Source organism: Rheinheimera sp. ATLC3, assembly GCF_059429535.1.
Genome location: NZ_CM182103.1, coordinates 1,837,692 through 1,856,482, shown reverse-complemented (window position 1 = coordinate 1,856,482; position 18,791 = coordinate 1,837,692). Strand labels below are relative to the sequence as shown.

Genomic DNA, 18,791 nt, shown 5'->3' with positions numbered 1-18,791 from the left:
CGGTTAGATGGTGCGAAAGTGAGGTGATTTTATAGGTAAATGTTAACGGCGGCTAGGGCATTATTTATACAACTATACACTTTGCGCCAGTATCAGTACTGTACCCGCGACAGTAAGTATAGCCCCTAACCAAGCGCCCCAGGCTGGGCTGCGTTTGTACACCAGCCACAGCAGCGGCAGTACTATCACCGGGCTGACAGAGGATAAAATAGCAACCATGCCGGCGTCACCATAACGCAGCGCATATAGCAGTAATGTCATACCCAGCACCATCGACAGTGCAGCATTACCCAGTACCAGTAAAAACACCTTTTTTGTCATGGGCAAATAAGCGCGGGCAACTCTCACGCCGAGCATAAAAATCAACTGGTGCAGCAAAAAGGCAGTAGTCATACGCACCGCGCTGGCCGATACTGCATCGATATCGGTTTCCATCAGCGGTTTTAACATTAAGGTGGCAACGGCCTGACACAGTGCAGAGAGCAGCCCCAGTGCAATGCCGGATTTCAATTGGCTTTGGTTTGCCTCCCAGGCATGTTGCTCGGCTTTACGCTTGCCGAACAGAATCGCCACCATCACACCGCTAATCAGCATGCTGCTGCCGACCAACGTCCAACCCCATTGGGTTTCGCCTAAAAACAGATATGCCAGAATGACTGAGAACAGCGAGTGGGTAGCAAACAGCACTCCGGCGCGGCGCGGGCCGAGCCGGTTCATTGAGGCAAACAGGGCGGTGTCGCCGATAAAAATACCAATCGCGCCGGATAATACCAGCACGGTGCTGCCGCTTAGTGTGAGGCTGGCCCAGCCGCCACTGGTTAGCGAGATGCACCACAATATGCTACCGGCACACAGCATACGCCAGCGGGTAAAGTAAAATGCGCCCAAGTGGGTAGAGGCTTGCGCCGACATTAAGCTGCCCAGTGCCCAACAGGTTGCGGCGGCCAGGGCCAGATACTCGTAAGACAAAAGGTTAGTCCGGCGAAAACAGGTGGCGTATTATAAAAAGGCCACTGCAAAAATACTATGAAAACCCGGGAGTCATTATGGCCGATCGCCATGTTGCCACGCTTCGTCATCGTCTGGCTTGTCAGTTAGATCCCAGCCTTAACCGTCAGGATGGTTTAACACCGCTTAATGCGCTGATTACACTGGTTATTATTATTGGTATCGTCATGGCGGTGCTGCAAACTGAGCCAAAACTATATCGTGGCAATGAAGTTTGGTTTCGCTTTAGTGAGTTGTTGTTTGGCAGCCTGTTCCTGATGGAATACTTGGCGCGGGTATGGACCTGCATCGAAAACGACGGTATTAAACATCGCTGGCAGTATGTGTTTTCATTTGTGGCATTGGCCGATCTGGCCGCGGTATTAGTGGCGTTCTCAGTATATCTGGGTAACGGCGGTATTTTGCTACGTTTACTGTTGCTGATCCGCATTATCCGGTTGGCGCGACTGGGGCGGTTTTCTATTGCGCTCGATTGTATTCTGGAAGCGGTGCGTAGCCGTGGGTACGAGCTGTTAATCAGTGCGATTTTTGCCGGTATTTTGCTGCTGGTGTCTTCCACGCTGCTGTATCTGGTCGAAGGGCCGCATCAGCCTGAAGCTTTTGGCTCGATATTACGCAGTGCCTGGTGGGCCATCGCCACCCTGACCACCGTCGGTTACGGCGATGTGTATCCGATCACCAGTTTAGGCAGGTTTTGCGCCGGCTTAACGGCTATTACCGGTGTCTGCATTATTGCGGTGCCTACCGGCATTCTGGCATCAGCATTCAGCGATGCCATCAGTGTGGCAAAAGAGCGTCACCGCAAACTGCCAAAAATTCTGGAGCGGGAAAAAGACTAGGCAGGTTCAGCGCTTTTTCGGGATCCAGGCCCAGGTCATCTTAGCGCTGACCGGCTCAACATTAACGCTGTCGGTAATGGTTACCGCAACGGTGACTTCGCCTTTATCCTCGTTGTGCATTGCCGCGATTTGCTCGTCAGTCAGCGTGGCGATGGCGGTTAGGTCACCGCTGGAGCGTTTAATGTAGTCTATCTGCATTTGCTTTAGCAGCGGCAATTTGCTGTCGGGCAGGTGAATGCCGACTAAAAAGCCGGTGGCTGATTCGGCCAGCAAGCCGGTAGCGGCAGCATGCACTGAGCCAATATGATTCTGCGCCTTTTTCCGGTTTTTCAGCCGCAGCACCGAGCGGTTGCCTTTTAGCTCTAACACTTCTACACCGGCGGTGCCGGCAAACTTAATTACCCGGCCAAATACCGTGCTTAGTGCAAAGGCCTGCAACGATTTTGGCAGCTGATAGCACTTATTGACGATGCGCTGCAATTTATTGGGTTTGGCTTGGTTCATTGTGGTCTGACCTGTTGTGGCTTTTGCGCACTATGCCAAGTGGCTGCACCAAATGCAAGGGTGACTAACACCATAGTTCACTCACCGGCGTGTCGGGGCTAAAGTGTGCACCCAGCTGGGCACGAAACAGTTCGGCACAGGCCAGTGCATCGGTAGCGGCATGATGCGGTCGGTAGTGCGGCAAGCCATAGCGTAAGCGGCTGTCTGCTAACCTTATCGATAGTGGCTTTTTACCGCGAAGTTGCTGCCACAAGCTCAATGCTTTGCGCCGGTGCAATCTGGCCTCCAGCGCCATAGTATCAATCACCGGAAAGTAAAAACTTTGCCCCAACCGTGCGCTGACTGCGGCATGTAGAAACGGCCGTTCAATGCCACGGTAATGCACTATCACCACTTTGCCCGCCATCAGCTGGAGTAACTGCGGTAACACGCTGCTGAGATCCGGCGCCTGCTCAATATCAGAATGGGTAATACGATGCAGCGTAACCGATTCATCACTAAGGGCAAAACGAGGTTTTAACAGCCATTGCTGTGCCTCTGACGCATAAATTTGCGTTAAGTCCATTGGCAGCAGGCCAATGCTGACAATACCGCTGCTGGCAGGATCAAGCCCGGTGGTTTCAATATCCAGTGCCAGCAAGGGCGTGTCGCTAATGGGGGTGTCAGATGCCACCATACCGGCCTGATAAAACTGCTTTAGCAGGGCATGCTGATTGTGTTCAGCTTGTTGCTGGTAATACTGCTGCCAATCGCTGATGGCCGGGTCGGTTTGCCGGCTGGTGGGACGTTTTAGCTCGGAGGGGCCCAAATACAGCATAGTCAGGCCCGAAAGTGAAATTTAAGAAATTTTTGCGCATTACTCAGCACCGAAAAGGCTTCTTTTAAATGCTTACGCTCGAACTCAGACAGCCGCTCCGGCACGACATTGTTGTCCGGTGTTTCACCGGCCTGCAAGGCCAGGGCTTGCTGGCGGATACGCGTCATGGCGATCACTTCACAGGCATCACGTAAATCTTCACCGCGGCCGTTAGGCAGTACCTTGGCGGCGATAATATCGCGTAACCGCTCAAAGGAGTTGGTGGCGGGCGAACCCAGTGCCAGCGCGTGCACGCGGATTAAATCGGCCATCGGGGCCGTGCCGCGGCGTTTGATATTCAGGCTGTTGTTTTGCCGGCCGTCGTTTTCCATCACAAAGTCTTTAAAAAAGCCCAGCGGCGGCGTGCGTTGCAGCGCATTGCGTGTCATGCAGGCGAGAAACTGCGGTCGGGTTTTTGCTGTGGTGGCGATCAGCTGATTTAGCTCATCAGCCCATTGGGTTTTCCCCCAGACGGCGTCTAAATCGAAGAAAATATTCGCATGCAGTAAACGTTCAGCGCTGGGCTGTTCAATCCAATCGGTAAAGTATTGCTGCCACACCCGTAGCGGCTGGCGCCACTGGGCGTTGGTGGCCATAATATTGCCGCTGCAATAGCTGTAGCCGCACTGAGCCAGGCCGTCGCAGACAAAGGCTGCCAGCTGCTGAAAATAAGCATCGTGTTGCACCGGATCAAAGCTGTTATCCAGCACCAGAGCATTGTCCTGATCGGTGACAATAAGCTGCTCGTCACGCGCCATAGAGCCCAGCGCTAAAAAGCAATAAGGTACCGGCGGCGGCCCCAGTTGCTGTTCTGCCAGCTCCAGCAAGCGCTGTTTAAAACTGCGGCCAATGGCCGCCATGGCGCTGCCGATCATATGTGAGTTGGCGTCTTCATTTACCATCCGTACAAAGCAGGCTTTAACATCTTTTAGCAGGGCGCTGAGCTCCGCTACCGATTGCTGACGGAAAATACTGCTGACGACAAATAAGCTGTTTTGCGACTCGTAACGGATAATATCCGATAACGCCAGCACACCCACCGGGCGCGCCTGCTGCATTACCGGCAGATGATGCACATTGTGGCGCAGCATCAGCATCATGGCTTCAAACAGATATTGGTGTTGCTCAATCGTGACCAGGTTGGTAGACATAATGTCGCTGACGCTGGTTTCCGATTTTAACCCGGGGGCAACTAAACGGGAGCGGATATCGCGGTCAGTAATAATGCCCGCCAGTGCTCCGGTTTGCGCTGTTTCAGCCTGGTCTGTGTTTGCAGTGTCATGCACTATTAACAAGCAGGACACTCCATGTTCTGTCATGGTTTGTGCTGCCTGCCATACATTGGCGCTGCTGGCCAGACACACCGGCTCACGGTGTAGCAGGGTGCTTATTTTCGCACTGAGTAAGTCGGCTTCTGCCTGCTTCGCCGCCCGCGTCGATTTACGACGTTCGGTATCGCCTACTTCAACGTAGTCGGCAAAAAACTCATTACTGTCAAACAGCTGCTGAAATACATGGTCGGGAATAAAGTAAATTAACGTGTCTTCCAGTGCGGTTGCCGGAAAACGTACCTTGCCGCCACGCAGCAGGCCTTGCTCGCCGAAAATACCACCTTCGCTTAAGCGGTTGTACAAATCGCCATTACGACGGAAGGTTTCCACCGCGCCGCTGCGGATCAGATGCAGCGCATGCAGCGGTTCGTTATAGCGCAGTATCTCGCTGCCGGCCTGAAAATAACCGACATTGATACTTTGCGCTAACTGCAGTTGCTGCTCTGGCGGCAATTCCTGAAAGGGTGAATGCCGCTGCAAAAACTGCAATATTTCAATTTGCTCTATTTCCATCGTGCTTATATTCCTGCCTGCCTATATGCCAAGGCCTCAGGCTCTGGGTTCGGACATCAGGCCTTTAACCACTGCCACGCAGGCAGCCAGTAATACCAGCGTAAACGGAAAACCGGTCGATACCGCCATCGCCTGTAATGCCACCAGGCCACCGCCTAAAATCAGCGCTATGGCGACCAGTCCCTCAAAGGTACACCAAAACACCCGCTGTGGTGTCGGCGCATCAACTTTGCCGCCGGCCGCAATGGTATCGATAACCAGTGAGCCTGAGTCAGATGAGGTGACAAAAAACACCACCACCAGAATAATGGCAATAAAAGAGCTGATTTGCGCCAGCGGTAATACATCTAGCATGGCAAATAATTGTAAGGGTAGCTCGGCACTGGCGGCCACTTCATAACCTTGCTGTACCAGTTGGCTTATCGCTGTGCCGCCAAATACCGTCATCCACAGTACACAAGCTAAAGAGGGGATCAGCAATACTGAAATTAAGAATTCGCGCACGGTGCGGCCGCGCGAAACCCTGGCGATAAACATGCCGACAAAAGGTGACCAGCTAATCCACCAGGCCCAGTAGAATGCAGTCCAGCCTTGTGAGAAATTGACATCTTCGCGGCCCAGCGGGTTAGCTAATGCCGGTAAATGCTGCAGGTAAGCCGCAAGGTTGGCGACAAAGCCGCTGGCAATGGCTAAGGTTGGCCCGACAATGATCACAAACAGCAGTAGCAACGCAGCCAGCAGCATATTAATTTCAGATAAACGTTTTACCCCGGCTTCCAGCCCGGCCAATACTGACGTCAGCGCTATAGCAGTAATGCCAATGACCAGTAGTATTTGCGTGGTATTGCCTTGTGGCCAGTCAAACAAATAATGCAAGCCGGCGCCGGCCTGAGAAGCGCCCAGCCCCAAGGACGTGGCCAAACCAAACAAGGTGGCAAACACCGCCAGAATATCAATAATGTGGCCGGGCCAGCCCCAGATACGTTCACCCAGCAGCGGATAAAATACCGAGCGTATGGTCAGCGGTAAGCCTTTATTAAAGGAAAACAGCGCTAAACCGAGCGCCAAAATGGCGTAAATAGCCCAGGGATGCAGTGCCCAGTGGTAAATAGTCGCCGCCATACCAAGGCGCTCGGCCGCTAACGCATCACCGGCGGCACCGGCCAGCGGCGCCCAGTCGGTGCGCACACCGTCGGTAACGGAAACACCGCCATAAGCACTACTGAAATGTGACAGCGGTTCAGATACGCCATAGAACATCAGGCCTATGCCCATGCCGGCAGCAAACAGCATGGAAAACCAGCCGCCGTAGCTGAAATCCGGTGTGGCTTCCGTGCCACCCAGGCGTACCTTGCCCAGTGGCGAAATAATTAAGCCTAAACACAGCAACACAAAAATATTGGCGGCGGAAATAAAAAACCAATCCAGATTGCTGGTAAGCCAGCTGCGCATGCTGCTAAATACCGGCTCTGCCTGTTGCTGAAAGCTGATGGTCAGCACCACAAACAGCACCACCACCAGAGCTGAAATTAAAAACACCCGGTTATGAATATCCAAACCAAAAGGGCCGACCTTGATCAGGATATTGTCCTGACCTATCTGATAATCGGTGTCTATCGGGTTAACTTTGCCATCCGGGATCATCGGATCTTTATAATCTGTCATGCTGTTGTCCTTGTTATGGGTTCAAAGCCGCAGCGGCGGTTAAAAGTAGTAGCCGATATTAATGTTAAAACGACGCTCGGTTTCGCCGCTGTCACCGGCAGCACTGCCGCCAACAAAAGGCTGATTCCGGGCATGCACTAAATCAAAATAGGTAAATAAGCCGCCGGCGGCGACAGAGAAGCCGGTCACGTTCATCATGGTGTCACGGCTGTTGTCTGACTTGTCGTACACCAAACCATAGTTGTTATAAAACTGCAGCCCGGTAACCGGCCCCCACTCGATTGGCAGGCTGTAGGCCAGGTTAATGGTGCTGGTTTTCGCTTTGGCAGCAATGCTGTCGTAAAACGCATAAGCGCCAACAGCCATGCGTTCAACGTCATCGATATCGTAATGGTATTCGCCATGTTGCAGTTGCAGGTTCCAGCGTTGGTAATGGCTGTTCAGGTGCAGTGCCCAGGCGTTGTAGCTGCCGGCGCGCGAGTTGCCGTTATGCAGGCCGCCGGCCAGGGCGGATAACCCCAGCTCAGTGGTAAAGTCGCTGCTGTGTTCAAATTGATAAGCAAAACGACCGGCAAAAGTGTTGTATTCGCCGACTGGCTGCGCCGGATCGTCATAGATGCCATCTTCGCCCAGACGGTAACCAACGACGTCATACGAATAACGGTCGGCGCGGCTACTGACATAGCCATCGACGCCTCCGAGCTCATCATTTTTAAAAAAGCCCAGATCCAGTTGCCAGTTATCGGCCAGTTGGCGTTTAAACAGCAGGCCCAGGTCGTGATCATCTTCCAGCCCCAGATAATAGTTAGTACTGAAGAAGTAGTTATGCGAATTGTATGGCCAGTTGCCAAAGGGTACCTGCGTAATACCGGCCTGCACCTGCCAGTCTTCATTTAACTGGTAGCCAACATAGGCGTATTTGACGGCGGTCATATAATCAAAAAAGCGGATTTCTGCGTTGAGCAGCACATCGCCAATACTGCCGTTCAAATTCAGCCGGAAAATATCAAAATCAAAATCGCCGCCGCGGTTTTTATTGCCGTCACTGTAGGACGTATGGCTGTAATTGGTGCGGATGGCGCCGCCCAGTTTAATACCGTCGCTGTCATTCGTTTCCTGTTTGCTGACTGCTTCGGTCTGTTGCTGTACCAGCAGTGTCGTCGTTTTCTTGCTGGCGATTTCCTGTTCTGCCAGCCGTTGTTCAAGGGCGGCAATTTGCGCCTTTAGCGCTGCCAGTTGCTGTTTAATGTCGTCGGTGTCAGTGGCATGGGCTGAGAAATGGCATAGCCCAACAGCAGCAATCAGACTGATACTGCGAAGTGAAAACATAATAAATCCTTATTTTGTATCAGATTTAAAGCAGGAGGGCTTTAAAGAATAGCGCAAACTGACGCTAAGGCCAAGTTAAGTGGCCAACAGGACGTTGACCAGAGCAAGACGAAAAGCGGTACAGGCTAGAAAATACCCGAGGATAAGTAGCGGTCGCCACGGTCACAAATAATCGCCACGATTACGGCGTTATCGTGCTGCTCGGCTAATTTAATGGCAGCATGCACGGCGCCACCGGAGCTGACACCGGCGAAAATGCCTTCTTCACGTGCCAGTTTACGCATCGCATTTAGCGCATCACCCTGGCTGATATCGATAATGCTATCTACCCGGCTTTTGTCGAAAAAGCCTGGTAAATACGCTTCTGGCCAGCGGCGGATGCCCGGAATGCTGGCGCCTTCAGCCGGTTGCAGGCCTATTATCTGAATAGCGCTGTTTTGCTCTTTCAGAAAACGCGATACACCCATAATGGTGCCGGTAGTGCCCATGCTGGAGACGAAGTGGGTAATTTTATGCTGGCTTTGCTGCCAGATTTCGGGCCCGGTGCTGGCGTAATGTGCTGCCGGGTTATCCGGGTTATTAAACTGGTCCAGCACTATGCCTTTGCCTTCAGCCTGCATCTGCAATGCTAAGTCACGCGCGCCTTCCATGCCTTGCTCTCTGGTGACCAGAATCAGCTCAGCGCCATAAGCACGCATGCTGCTTTTGCGCTCGTCGGTGGCGTTGTCCGGCATGATAAGCGTCATCTTATAGCCTTTGATCGCGGCGGCCATCGCCAGCGCGATACCGGTGTTACCGCTGGTGGCTTCGATAATACGATCGCCGGCCTTTATGGTGCCGCGCTTTTCGGCCTGAACTATCATATTCAGTGCTGGCCGGTCTTTTACCGAACCTGCCGGGTTATCACCTTCGAGCTTCAGTAGCACTGTGCTGTTGGTGTGTGCCGCAAGCCGTTGTAGCTTTACCAGCCGTGTTCCGCCAACAGCGTGTTCAATAGTGGTAAAGCTCATAGGTGTCGCCTCTGTTAGCGGTAAAACGCTTCTACCGTGCCTTTTACCGTCATTAATAACGGTTGACCACGGCGGTCCAGTGCCTTAGCAGCAGCGACTTTTACCCAGCCTTCACTGATACAGTATTCTTCAACATCAAACCGCTCTTTACCGTTTAAACGGATGCCGACATCGTGTTTGAACACTTCAGCGTTATAGTGCTTGCTGCGTGGGTTAACGCACAGGCGATCCGGTAAATCCGGCTTGCTGGTTGTATCCGTAGTTGCGTCGGTAATAGTAGTGTCGTTCATCGCTTTGACCCGTGATAACTGAAAGAGCGTCATTGTAGGCAAAGGCAGCTGGGCGCTCAAGTACAACAGACAGATGTTCTGTCTGCAAAGCAGTGTTTAAACACCCGCCGCTGCTGTAATGCGGGCTGTCAGAGTGTTTAACTTAAACGTAGCAGGTTGTCGCAGATCACTGCTGCGGCAATGCCCACATTCAAAGACTCGGCCTGACCAAAGGCAGGTATGGTGATTTTACGGCTTATCGTATCTTCGAGTTCTGCGCTGATGCCATTTGCTTCATTACCCAGCACGATAAAACCACCACTTTGTATCAGCTTAAGATGATGTACTGACTCGCCACCCAGATAGGCACCGTACACCGGCAGCGAGCTGTTTGCCAGCAGCGGCTGCAGTGCCTGGTAATGCAGTTGTACGCGCAAAAATGAGCCTTTAGCGGCTGCTATCACTTTAGGGTTGTAGCAGTCTGCAGTGTCTGGCGAACAGACAATATGCTTAATGCCGTACCAGTCGGCGATGCGGATAATTGTGCCAAGGTTGCCTGGATCATTTACCTGATCAAGAACCAGTACCCAGCCGCTAAGATGCGCGCTAAAGCCTTTGGCTGTCGGTATTTTCACCACCGCCAGTGCCGCATCATTGCTGCTGAAAGTACCGGCTTTTACCAGCTCGTCACTGCTGCATTGCTGCACCAGCTCTGCTTTAGCTGCGGCCATCTGGTATTGTTGTAAGAAGTGTTCAGTGGCAAACAAAGCGCTGACCTGCCAGTTGGATGCCAGTAATTCCAGCACAGCTTTTTCGCCTTCAACAAAAAACAGCTGCTCGGCTTTACGGTATTTTTTCAGATGCAGCGATTTAATCAGCTTAAGCCACTTATTACTTATCATGGTGTTGGCGTGTCCTGCTTGAGGCGGTTCAGGTACAGAGTAGCGCTATTTTACCCAGTCTTTTCTCTGCTGTCTGATTTTATCCGGCTTAATTTTGCTGTTACCCCTTGATGGCAAGCATTATTGTCTCCAGATAAACAGTAGCACAGCGAAACCATCCGCCCCCGGTGTGGTCTGTAATCGTAAGCCCCTACACCAGGGTTATTTGAAGATCCACAGAAGGAGTAGCCTATGCAAATTCAAACTCATACCGATCGTAATATTCAGGCCGATGAGCGACTGGCTGAATTTGTGCGCGATACTATGCTGAGTAAATTAAGCCGTTTTGCCGATTACCTGACCCGGATTGAAGTGCATTTAAGTGACGAGAATGGCAATACCAAGCATGATGGCAATGACAAACGCTGTTTGCTCGAAGCCAGGCCGGAAGGATTGGACCCGGTTGCAGTTACTGAGCATGCTGCTACCGTGGGGCAGGCCATAACCGGTGCTGCTGATAAGATGCAACGTAAACTCAGCTCATTGGTGGGTAAGCAGCGCGACAACCGGGTTGCCAGCCCGGTTTATGCCGAACCGGAAGCGTAATTGGGTTGCTGCAGTATAAAAAACGGCGCCACAGGCGCCGTTTTTTATATTTAAGCTGGCATTATTCGGTACGGCGCTTAAAGCGTTGTTTACCATTTACGTAAGTTTGCTCTACCTCTACCTGCCACAGCTGCTCTGGCGCGATATTAAAGATGTCGCGGTCGACGATAATAAAGTCAGCCCAACTGCCAGGCATCAGCGTACCCATGCTTTGCTCCTGAAAAGCGCCATAGGCAGCGTCAACAGTGAAAGATCGCAGTGCTTCGGTCAGCGTCAGACGCTGCTCTGGTAACCAACCTCCGGCGGGTTGATTATCATGATCCTGACGCGTGACCGAGGCATGAATGCCATGAAAGGCATTGGCCAGTTCTACCGGGAAGTCTGAGCCACCAATTATGATGCTACCCTGATCAATAAAACTGCGCCAGGCGTAGGCACCGCGCAGCCGGGCTACGCCCAGGCGGTCACCGGCCATATTCTTATCTGACGTTGCGTGCACCGCCTGCATTGCCGGTAATACATGCAAACTGGCAAAGCGGGGGATGTCTTTTGGTGAAACTATCTGCGCATGCTCAATACGGTGACGGCTTTGCGCGCGTTTGTTATCGGGCACCAGCTTTTCGAAGCGGTCCAGCACTAAACGGTTAGCCAAATCGCCGATAGCATGCACATTGGTTTGAAAGCCTGCGTCAATTGTCATCTGCATTATCTGGGTTAGCTGATCCGGCTGCGTAACCAGCAAACCTTTTTGTTCCGGCTTATCGCTGTACGGTTCAATGAGTGCAGCACCGCGGCTGCCTAAAGCGCCGTCTCCGTATATTTTTACCGAACGGATATCGAGAAAATCTGTTGGGTCATCAATAATACCGGCTTCAAGCCATGCCGGCAGTTGTGGGTCGCGGGCCGACAGCATAGGGTAAATACGCAGTGGTAGTTTGTGTTCAGCAGCCAGTTGCTGGTACAGCTTTACCACATCGGTATCGACACCGGCATCGTGTACGCTGGTGATGCCAAGCGCCAGTAAATGTTTAAATGCGGCTTGCAAGGCGCGAACCTTTGCTGCGTTATCGGCATCGGGGATATGCTGTTCCAACAGCGTCATGGCATTATCAATCAGTACCCCGGTCGGGTTGCCTTTGCTGTCACGCACTATTTCACCGCCGGGTGGGTCCAGTGTATCTTTACTGATACCGGCCAGCGCCAGCGCCTTACTATTGGCCCAGCCGGCGTGTGCATCGACCCGTTTTAAATAAACCGGCTTATCGCTGATGGCTTCATCCAGGCTGGCATGGCTGGGAAATTGTTTGCTGGGCCACAACACCTGATTCCAGCCACGGCCGATAATCCAGGGCGCATCTTTGTTCTCTGCAGCAAACTGCGCAACCCGCGCCACAGCTTCCTGCTCACTGCTACTGCCCCTGAGCTCGGCCTGCGCCAGATTTTGGCCTAAGCCCAGTACATGGCCGTGACCATCAATTAAGCCGGGTAACACTGTAGCGCCTTTGCCGGTGAGCTGTTTTGCTTTGGCAAATGTTTTGGCAATGGCAGCATTGCCACGTGTAATCACTTTGCCGCTTTCATCATCAAACACTAAAACTGAAAACGGCTGCAGCTGGCGGTTGTCATCAAAGCCATAACCTTTGATATCGGAAAGTACTACCGGCGCCGCCGCGGCGGCGCTACAGAAAAGCGCACTGACTAAACTGGCAAAACGCAGCATAAGGTATTGTCCTGGTTGGTTTTGCCATCAACTATAACAATAAAATCGTGCCGGGGGTATCCGGCACCTTTTTACGTATTACTGTTGTTGCCGGGCTTGTTCGATCCGTTCACGTGTTGCCGGATGTGTGCTGAGATATTTTAACAAGGCTGGCTCTGACTCCAGGGTGGTTTCTTTGCTGCTAAGTAACGCTGACATAGCATCAGCGAATGCTGTCGGCGACTTGCCCAGCGTTTTGAGGTGTTGTAACGCAAACTGGTCTGCTTCACGTTCCATATCGCGGGAGAATGCATTTTGCAGTAACACCGAGCCTGAACCCAGTAGCAGGTCGGCTACGCCATCCGGGTTGCCAAACAGGATGCCAATGACCAGCGTTGCCCCTAAAGACTGGGCAACTAAGCGCACACTGTGCTGACCTTCAACATGACCAATTTCATGCAATAACACCGCGACGATAGCATCGGGGTTGTGCTGTAGTAAATTCACCAGCTCGTCAGTGATCACCACAGTGCCGTCTGGCAGGGCAAAAGCGTTGGCGCCAAAAAACTCAGACTGAAACACATGCAACTTGTAGTTTTGCTGCTGCAATGGCAACTTTTGTAAGGCCGTCTGCCAGTGATAGTTAACGGTTGCTTGTTGTGCAGCTGATAGCTGAGTCGGCTGTAAAGCCGTTTTTTGCAGGGTGTAAAATGTTTGCTCGCCCATTTTCTGTTTAATATGGTCGGGCACCAGCAGCACACTGGCGCTGGCCAGCATTGGCATAAGGTCGACAATGATCCACCACAGCAGTAAAGGCGACAGTAATACAGCCGCCAGTATCGACAACCGGTTGCTTTCCAGCGCGGCAGCTATACCCGAACCGGTAGTTTGCTGCGGCCAACGCCAGTTGGCATCGTCAGGCCGGAAAATACCGCCACTGCGCAGCTGTACTTCAACCGGCAGCCCCGGCAGGACAGTGCCAAAACGATAGTCTGGCCTGCTAACCTCAGCCAGTAATGTTGCAGTGTCGGCACACTGTATCAGTAACAGGCCCTGCTCAGTAAGGCTGGCAGTGGCAACATATAATGCACTGCTGCCAGCTTGCTGAAAATGGCCTGGAACGGCCTTAACGGCAGACATCAGGCGAGCGATACGTCAACGTCAAACAAACCGGCAGCTTCTTCACCAAAAGCGCTGCTGTCAGCTTGTTGCTCATCCACCAGCGTGTCGGCTTTAGGGTAAATAAGCAGTTCGGTGACAGATGCCAGATACGCCGTTTTACGCACTTTTGCCCAGGGATAAGCCAGGCCCAGTGTCAGCACAATGGCCGTAAGGTTAGTGACGGTTAGCAGCAGGTAAGGCATCACTTCCATTTTCGATTTAAATTTAGCTACCTCAGGCAGCTCAGTGCGCTCAAATAAATGGTTGCGAATCATGCAGTGGTAAATCGCCGCGCTTAACGTAAACGCGAAAAAATACATAATAAAAAAACCGGCCGAGCCGAGGAATATTGCCGCGGCTGCACTGCCAGCGCCGGTAGCTGCCATAATGCCAATCAGTACTACGCCAATAATTGCGGCTACTGTCATTACGCCAAAGACGGCGGCAGCGGCAACTAAAGCGGCGATATAGTAAGAACTGGTATCGGTATTCACCTGCATCTTTACCCCACCAAAGCTGGTATTGGTGCAAATAAAACGATCGATCTTTTTCAGGACCCAAGGCATCGCCAGATATAAAGTAAATACCGACAATACCGGCAGCAGCACAAAATATTTTAAGGCACCGACATAGTCACCGTGAAAGGCAAAACGCACATTACGGTAACTGGTCATACGCATATTGAACTTCAGGCTTTGTACAATAAGCCAGGGCGATGCAAACATTAACAGCATTGCAAGCAATACTGCCAGTACCGGAGATAGCATGGAAGCCGCAGTAAACAACGCAAAAATAATTACCGCAATAATACGACCTTTTAAAATCTGTATTGGTGTTGCGAGATAACGAAAAGGCTGCTGTTCAATACGGGTATGGCCATAGAAGTACTGAGTAGTACGCACTTTGGCCCAGGCGCTGTATATTCCCAGTGTCACTATGCTTAGTAGTAAATTAACAATCCAGATACCAAAAAACTCGCCGGCCTGGCCGCTGAACTGCACTTTGGCGTGGCGCTGACGGCTTGTCACTGCAGGGCTGTTATCAGTGTAGGTAATATTATCCATAAGTACTGCTTCCTTGTTGCGCTAATGTAAAGCAAAGCAGCAATTATACCGATAATATATAGGTTAAATGCAATAATTATTTATTGAAAAATTAACTAACCCGCAGCGCTATTGAATATTCAATAATGCTGCGGGATGAATAGCGTGTCAGGGCTGAACTTCATAGCCGCTGATATTGCCAATGCCAGCAGGCAGCAAGCCTTTTAACATGTCTGGGGTATAGGCACCGGCACTGCTCCAAACTACCCAATCAATATCACCGAGGTAACTACTACCGCCGGCATCGCCAATCTGCAGATAATTATCACTGCCATTGCTGGCCGGGCGCATGGTCACGCCTTCCAGCTGCAGTAAAGGCGTGTTATTGCCATCCGCATAAACAACAACATTACCGGTGGTGGGGGAGCTTAGCGCCACGGTGTAGTGATAGATGCGGTATGTACTCATGTCCAGCGCGTCAGGCTCGCCACCTTTGCCGGCGGTAACAGAGGAGCCGTTATTCGCATTCTCCAACTGGATGCCTGAGTTATTGCCATCATTACGCAAGATGATTTTTAGCCGGCTGGCTGCGACGGCGTTTGCATCGCCTAAAGCCACTTCGGTTTCCAGGATCCGGTTGCCACTGCTGTTACCTGTTACGCCCATCAATAACGTAAAGAACTTGGGATAAACACCGTCATCAGGCGCTACTGCACTCAGCTTGGCACGGCTGCGGTCTGCGCTGTTGGCTGTGCTGTCAAAACGGACTGTACCGTCGCCATTGGCGCTGAACAGGTTAGGCTCGTCAGCTCCTCCGCTTTGTTGTGGTTCAAACGTGCTCAGGCTGCCATCTGCCAGCGCAAGGGCTCCGTCAGCAAAGGGCTGTACACTGCCATCATAGCCGTTCCAGTCGACACTGGCCGGCGGTTCTACCGGGTCAATGGGTACGGGCTCCGGCTCAGTCGGCTCAGGCTCTGCAGGTTCAGCGGGCGCACACAGGCCAGGGCTTGGCGGTGTGTCTATTTTACCGGTACCGGCATAGGCCAGCACCGTTGCTTTAACATTGTGCACCGGCAAAAGGCTGGCACTGTAGTCATAAGGTGGTGTTAACTCACCGGTTGATTCAGCCGCTTCACCGGCTACAACGCCATCGTCCGGACTTTCCTGCCAGGTAATATCCTCAAAGATATTGTCTATCAACTGCCAGAAGCCAGCCGTCTGGCTGTACATCGACATAACCGGGTTTTTCATACTGGCGAAGTGGTTGTGCTCGATGCGTATCACTGCGCCCATTCTGCTGTTTATCCCGCTTTCAACAGCACCATCATAAAAATTGTTATAGATGTGGCCTTTGCCAAAGCGAAACAGTGGCAAGCGCGAGTTTACGTTGTACCAGTGGTTATGGTGATAAGTAATGGTACGGTCGTAATTATCGCTGTCTGAAGAGCCAACCAGCGACGTCTTCCAGCTGTGGTGCAGTTTGTTAAAGGAGATCGTAATAAATTGTGCGTCCCCTTTGGCATCAACCAGACCATCGTAATAGTCTTTTACCTGATCTTCGGTCAGGCTAGGGTCAGCTACTGTCAGGCTGTTATAGATTTCATTATGGTCAATCCAGATATTACGTACCGGCCCTTCGATACTGATACCATCGCCAGGCGCTCCCAAATTGGCGCGCACGTGATGAATGCGCAGGTTACGGATAATAATATTCTCTGCCCTGACGATATTAAAACCAATACCCGCCATTTCTCCCTGATTCCCCAGGCCGACAATAGAAATATCTGACACATCTTTAATATCAATTCTGCTGTCTTTGGCATTTTGCAACGTAATACTACCATTTACCCATATTGTTAAAGGCCTGGCCGGGTCTTTGTTTTTTATTGCGTTGATCATTTCCTCGCCGGTACAGACGGTGATTTCTACCTTGTTTTCACCACCGCCCCCGGTTGTGCCGCCGTTTTCGCTGGCATAACCATAAACGGTATCAAGGTCGGTAAGCGCCACAACGCCGGTATCAGGTTCTGGTGTGGGTGTTTCGGCTCCCGTATCAGGCACTGTCACCGGATCGTCATCACTGCTGTTGCAGCCAAGCAGCAGCGTGCTGCCTACCAGCATTGCAAGTAGAGTTTTATTAAACATGATATCGCTACCCTTTGCTTCAGGGGCTGCCTGCCGTACTGCTAAATCAGAGGTAACCCTGTTGATTTGAAATAATTATTGTTATTTAGCAGTCACTTTTTAATTCTGTCTACCGGTGGCATTTTCAGTGCGTGTGTCGGCATAACATGTGCTGCACTGCCAGTTATGGCGGAAGCTGGGGAGTTAACGCAAGCGGACAGGCTAAAACTAAGAAGGTTTTAGCCGGAATGTTCGCATTTGAACCAAAACGGCAATATCAGCTAATATTGCCGCCCTGACACAGCCGGGCCGGATCCAGTAACTGCTCCAGCTCACTGCGGCTGTAGCTGGTATGTTCTTGTGCCACATCGATAACCGGCCGGCGTTCTTTATAAGCTTGCTTGGCTATTTCAGCTGCCTTGGCATAACCAATTAATGGGTTTAATGCCGTGACCAAAATAGGGTTCAGTGCCAGAGCCTTACTGATGTTGTCTTCACGTACGGTAAAACCTGAAATGGCTTGTGTCGCGAGCGCCGAGCAGCTGTTACTGAGTAAGCGGATACTGTGCAGCAGATTATCGGCAATAAGCGGCAGCATCACGTTCAGTTCAAAATTACCTGACTGACCAGCGACAGTAATAGTGCAGTCATTGCCAATTACCTGAGCACAGACCATAGCCACCGCTTCGGGAATAACCGGGTTAACTTTACCCGGCATAATTGAAGATCCCGGCTGCAATGCCGGCAATTCTATTTCACCCAACCCTGCCAGCGGGCCAGAATTCATCCAGCGTAAATCATTGCTGATTTTCATCAGACTGATAGCGAGCCGTTTTAATGCGCCGGACGTAGCAACGGCCGTATCCTGAGAGCCAATGGCGCTGAAAAAATTCTCCGCCGGGCGAAAGGACAGGCCGGTGTTACGGCTTAATACCTGACAGAACGTCGCAGCAAAGGCTGGGTCTGCATTAATGCCGCTACCAACAGCTGTGCCGCCTTGCGCCAGTGCCTGAAGTTGTTCCAGCTGTTGCTGCAGTTGCTGCTCCGCCAATTGCAATTGTGACTGCCAGCCTCCGAGTACCTGGGCAAAACTGACTGGCATCGCGTCCATCAGGTGGGTGCGGCCGGTTTTTACCAGTTTCCCTATCTGCTTGGTTTTATTACTTAACTGCTGTTGTAGCTGTCTGACGGCGGGTAGTAATTGCTGTTGCAGGGCTATAGCTGCACTGACATGGATAGCGCTGGGAATGGTGTCGTTGCTGCTTTGCCCCAGGTTAACGTGATCGTTCGGGCTGACAGTTTGGTTCAGTGCTTTACTGGCCAGGGTTGCCAGCACTTCGTTAACGTTCATATTGCTGCTGGTGCCCGAGCCGGTTTGGAAAATGTCGAGTGGGTACTGCTGCATATCTGTCGCAGCAAGCTGGTCGTCTGCGGCGTGACAGATAGCCTGGCTGATAGTGTTGTTCAGCAAGCCAAGCTGTTGGTTGGCAGTAGCCGCAGCTTTTTTAATTTGTAATAAAGCCCGGATAAACTCTACCGGCAGTGTCTGACCGCTGATGTTGAAGTTCTGCACTGCGCGTTGTGTTTGCGCCTGATAAAGAGCGTCCAGCGGGACCTGCAGCTCACCCATGCTATCGTGTTCAGTTCGGGTTTTCATAAGTTGTGCTCCTGTGTATCGGTTGCCGGCAGATTGTTAGTTGTAACCTGTTTAAATAAATGCCGCCAGTTTGGCGGCAAAAGTTGCTGATAACAGTGCGATAAAGGCATGAAATATTGCGGTAAATACCGATAGTAACCGGGCTTGGGGCGCTCAGCTTTTATAGACTTTTCCGCCAGATATCGGTATAAATAACCGAATTAATACCAACAAACTGATTTTTTTGCCCGCCCAATGTTGTAAAGGCACTCTGTCTTCTATGCTTAGTTAACTGCCTATGGATATCAACAACTTAA

16 protein-coding genes are annotated in these 18,791 nt (G+C 51.6%); 2 read left to right on the top strand and 14 right to left on the bottom strand.

Going from position 1 to position 18,791, the window contains the following annotated elements; translation table 11 throughout:
• Nucleotides 1–72 precede the first annotated feature (72 nt).
• A complete protein-coding gene (locus tag AC5SV9_RS08665) occupies nt 73–969 on the bottom strand; it encodes a DMT family transporter (protein ID WP_475148115.1) in 897 nt (298 codons plus the stop codon).
• A 77-nt stretch (nt 970–1,046) separates the two neighbouring features.
• Between AC5SV9_RS08665 and AC5SV9_RS08660 the strand changes: the two genes are divergently transcribed.
• On the top strand, nt 1,047–1,847 hold the full coding sequence (locus AC5SV9_RS08660) for a potassium channel family protein (RefSeq protein WP_475148112.1): 801 nt from the start codon (nt 1,047–1,049) through the stop codon (nt 1,845–1,847).
• A 6-nt stretch (nt 1,848–1,853) separates the two neighbouring features.
• Here the strand turns inward: AC5SV9_RS08660 and AC5SV9_RS08655 are convergent, their stop codons facing one another.
• The 8 genes from AC5SV9_RS08655 to AC5SV9_RS08620 all read right to left on the bottom strand — a co-directional run bounded on the left by AC5SV9_RS08655 (nt 1,854) and on the right by AC5SV9_RS08620 (nt 10,226).
• Nucleotides 1,854–2,351, bottom strand: coding sequence for a DUF4442 domain-containing protein (locus tag AC5SV9_RS08655; RefSeq protein WP_417705896.1), 498 nt, complete (start codon nt 2,349–2,351; stop codon nt 1,854–1,856).
• A 64-nt stretch (nt 2,352–2,415) separates the two neighbouring features.
• Nucleotides 2,416–3,168 carry a 3'-5' exonuclease gene (locus AC5SV9_RS08650; protein WP_475148109.1) on the bottom strand — a complete coding sequence of 251 codons (753 nt, stop codon included), beginning with the start codon at nt 3,166–3,168 and terminating at the stop codon, nt 2,416–2,418.
• Nucleotides 3,169–3,170: 2 nt separating this feature from the next.
• Nucleotides 3,171–5,051: a DUF294 nucleotidyltransferase-like domain-containing protein gene (locus AC5SV9_RS08645; RefSeq protein ID WP_475148108.1), complete on the bottom strand. Its 1,881-nt coding sequence runs from the start codon at nt 5,049–5,051 to the stop codon at nt 3,171–3,173.
• A 36-nt stretch (nt 5,052–5,087) separates the two neighbouring features.
• A complete protein-coding gene (locus tag AC5SV9_RS08640) occupies nt 5,088–6,716 on the bottom strand; it encodes a BCCT family transporter (RefSeq protein ID WP_475148107.1) in 1,629 nt (542 codons plus the stop codon).
• Between the two features lie 39 nt (nt 6,717–6,755).
• Complete coding sequence (locus tag AC5SV9_RS08635) at nt 6,756–8,045, bottom strand: porin (protein WP_475148104.1); 1,290 nt, start codon at nt 8,043–8,045, stop codon at nt 6,756–6,758.
• A gap of 125 nt (nt 8,046–8,170) precedes the next feature.
• Nucleotides 8,171–9,055 (bottom strand): cysteine synthase CysM, encoded by an 885-nt coding sequence (gene cysM / locus AC5SV9_RS08630; protein ID WP_475148102.1) that lies wholly within the window; start codon nt 9,053–9,055, stop codon nt 8,171–8,173.
• A 14-nt stretch (nt 9,056–9,069) separates the two neighbouring features.
• Nucleotides 9,070–9,345, bottom strand: a complete 276-nt coding sequence (locus AC5SV9_RS08625) for a DUF3297 family protein (RefSeq protein ID WP_417705887.1) — start codon at nt 9,343–9,345, stop codon at nt 9,070–9,072.
• Between the two features lie 137 nt (nt 9,346–9,482).
• Nucleotides 9,483–10,226 carry a TrmH family RNA methyltransferase gene (locus AC5SV9_RS08620; RefSeq protein WP_475148099.1) on the bottom strand — a complete coding sequence of 248 codons (744 nt, stop codon included), beginning with the start codon at nt 10,224–10,226 and terminating at the stop codon, nt 9,483–9,485.
• Between the two features lie 231 nt (nt 10,227–10,457).
• Here AC5SV9_RS08620 and AC5SV9_RS08615 point away from each other — a divergent pair, with 231 nt between their 5' ends.
• Nucleotides 10,458–10,811 carry an HPF/RaiA family ribosome-associated protein gene (locus AC5SV9_RS08615; protein WP_134052757.1) on the top strand — a complete coding sequence of 118 codons (354 nt, stop codon included), beginning with the start codon at nt 10,458–10,460 and terminating at the stop codon, nt 10,809–10,811.
• Nucleotides 10,812–10,872: 61 nt separating this feature from the next.
• On the opposite strand, the gene AC5SV9_RS08610 is transcribed toward AC5SV9_RS08615, so the two are convergent.
• The 5 genes from AC5SV9_RS08610 to AC5SV9_RS08590 form a co-directional block, all read right to left on the bottom strand.
• Nucleotides 10,873–12,531 (bottom strand): amidohydrolase, encoded by a 1,659-nt coding sequence (locus AC5SV9_RS08610; RefSeq protein WP_475148097.1) that lies wholly within the window; start codon nt 12,529–12,531, stop codon nt 10,873–10,875.
• Nucleotides 12,532–12,609: 78 nt separating this feature from the next.
• Nucleotides 12,610–13,650 (bottom strand): M48 family metallopeptidase, encoded by a 1,041-nt coding sequence (locus AC5SV9_RS08605; RefSeq protein ID WP_475148095.1) that lies wholly within the window; start codon nt 13,648–13,650, stop codon nt 12,610–12,612.
• Nucleotides 13,650–14,735, bottom strand: a complete 1,086-nt coding sequence (locus tag AC5SV9_RS08600) for a YjgN family protein (protein WP_475148094.1) — start codon at nt 14,733–14,735, stop codon at nt 13,650–13,652. Before AC5SV9_RS08600 ends, AC5SV9_RS08605 begins: the two co-directional genes overlap by 1 nt.
• Before the next feature lie 147 nt (nt 14,736–14,882).
• Nucleotides 14,883–16,859: a pectate lyase family protein gene (locus tag AC5SV9_RS08595; RefSeq protein WP_475148092.1), complete on the bottom strand. Its 1,977-nt coding sequence runs from the start codon at nt 16,857–16,859 to the stop codon at nt 14,883–14,885.
• A 256-nt stretch (nt 16,860–17,115) separates the two neighbouring features.
• Nucleotides 17,116–18,495 carry a class II fumarate hydratase gene (locus AC5SV9_RS08590; RefSeq protein WP_475148091.1) on the bottom strand — a complete coding sequence of 460 codons (1,380 nt, stop codon included), beginning with the start codon at nt 18,493–18,495 and terminating at the stop codon, nt 17,116–17,118.
• Nucleotides 18,496–18,791: the final 296 nt, after the last annotated feature.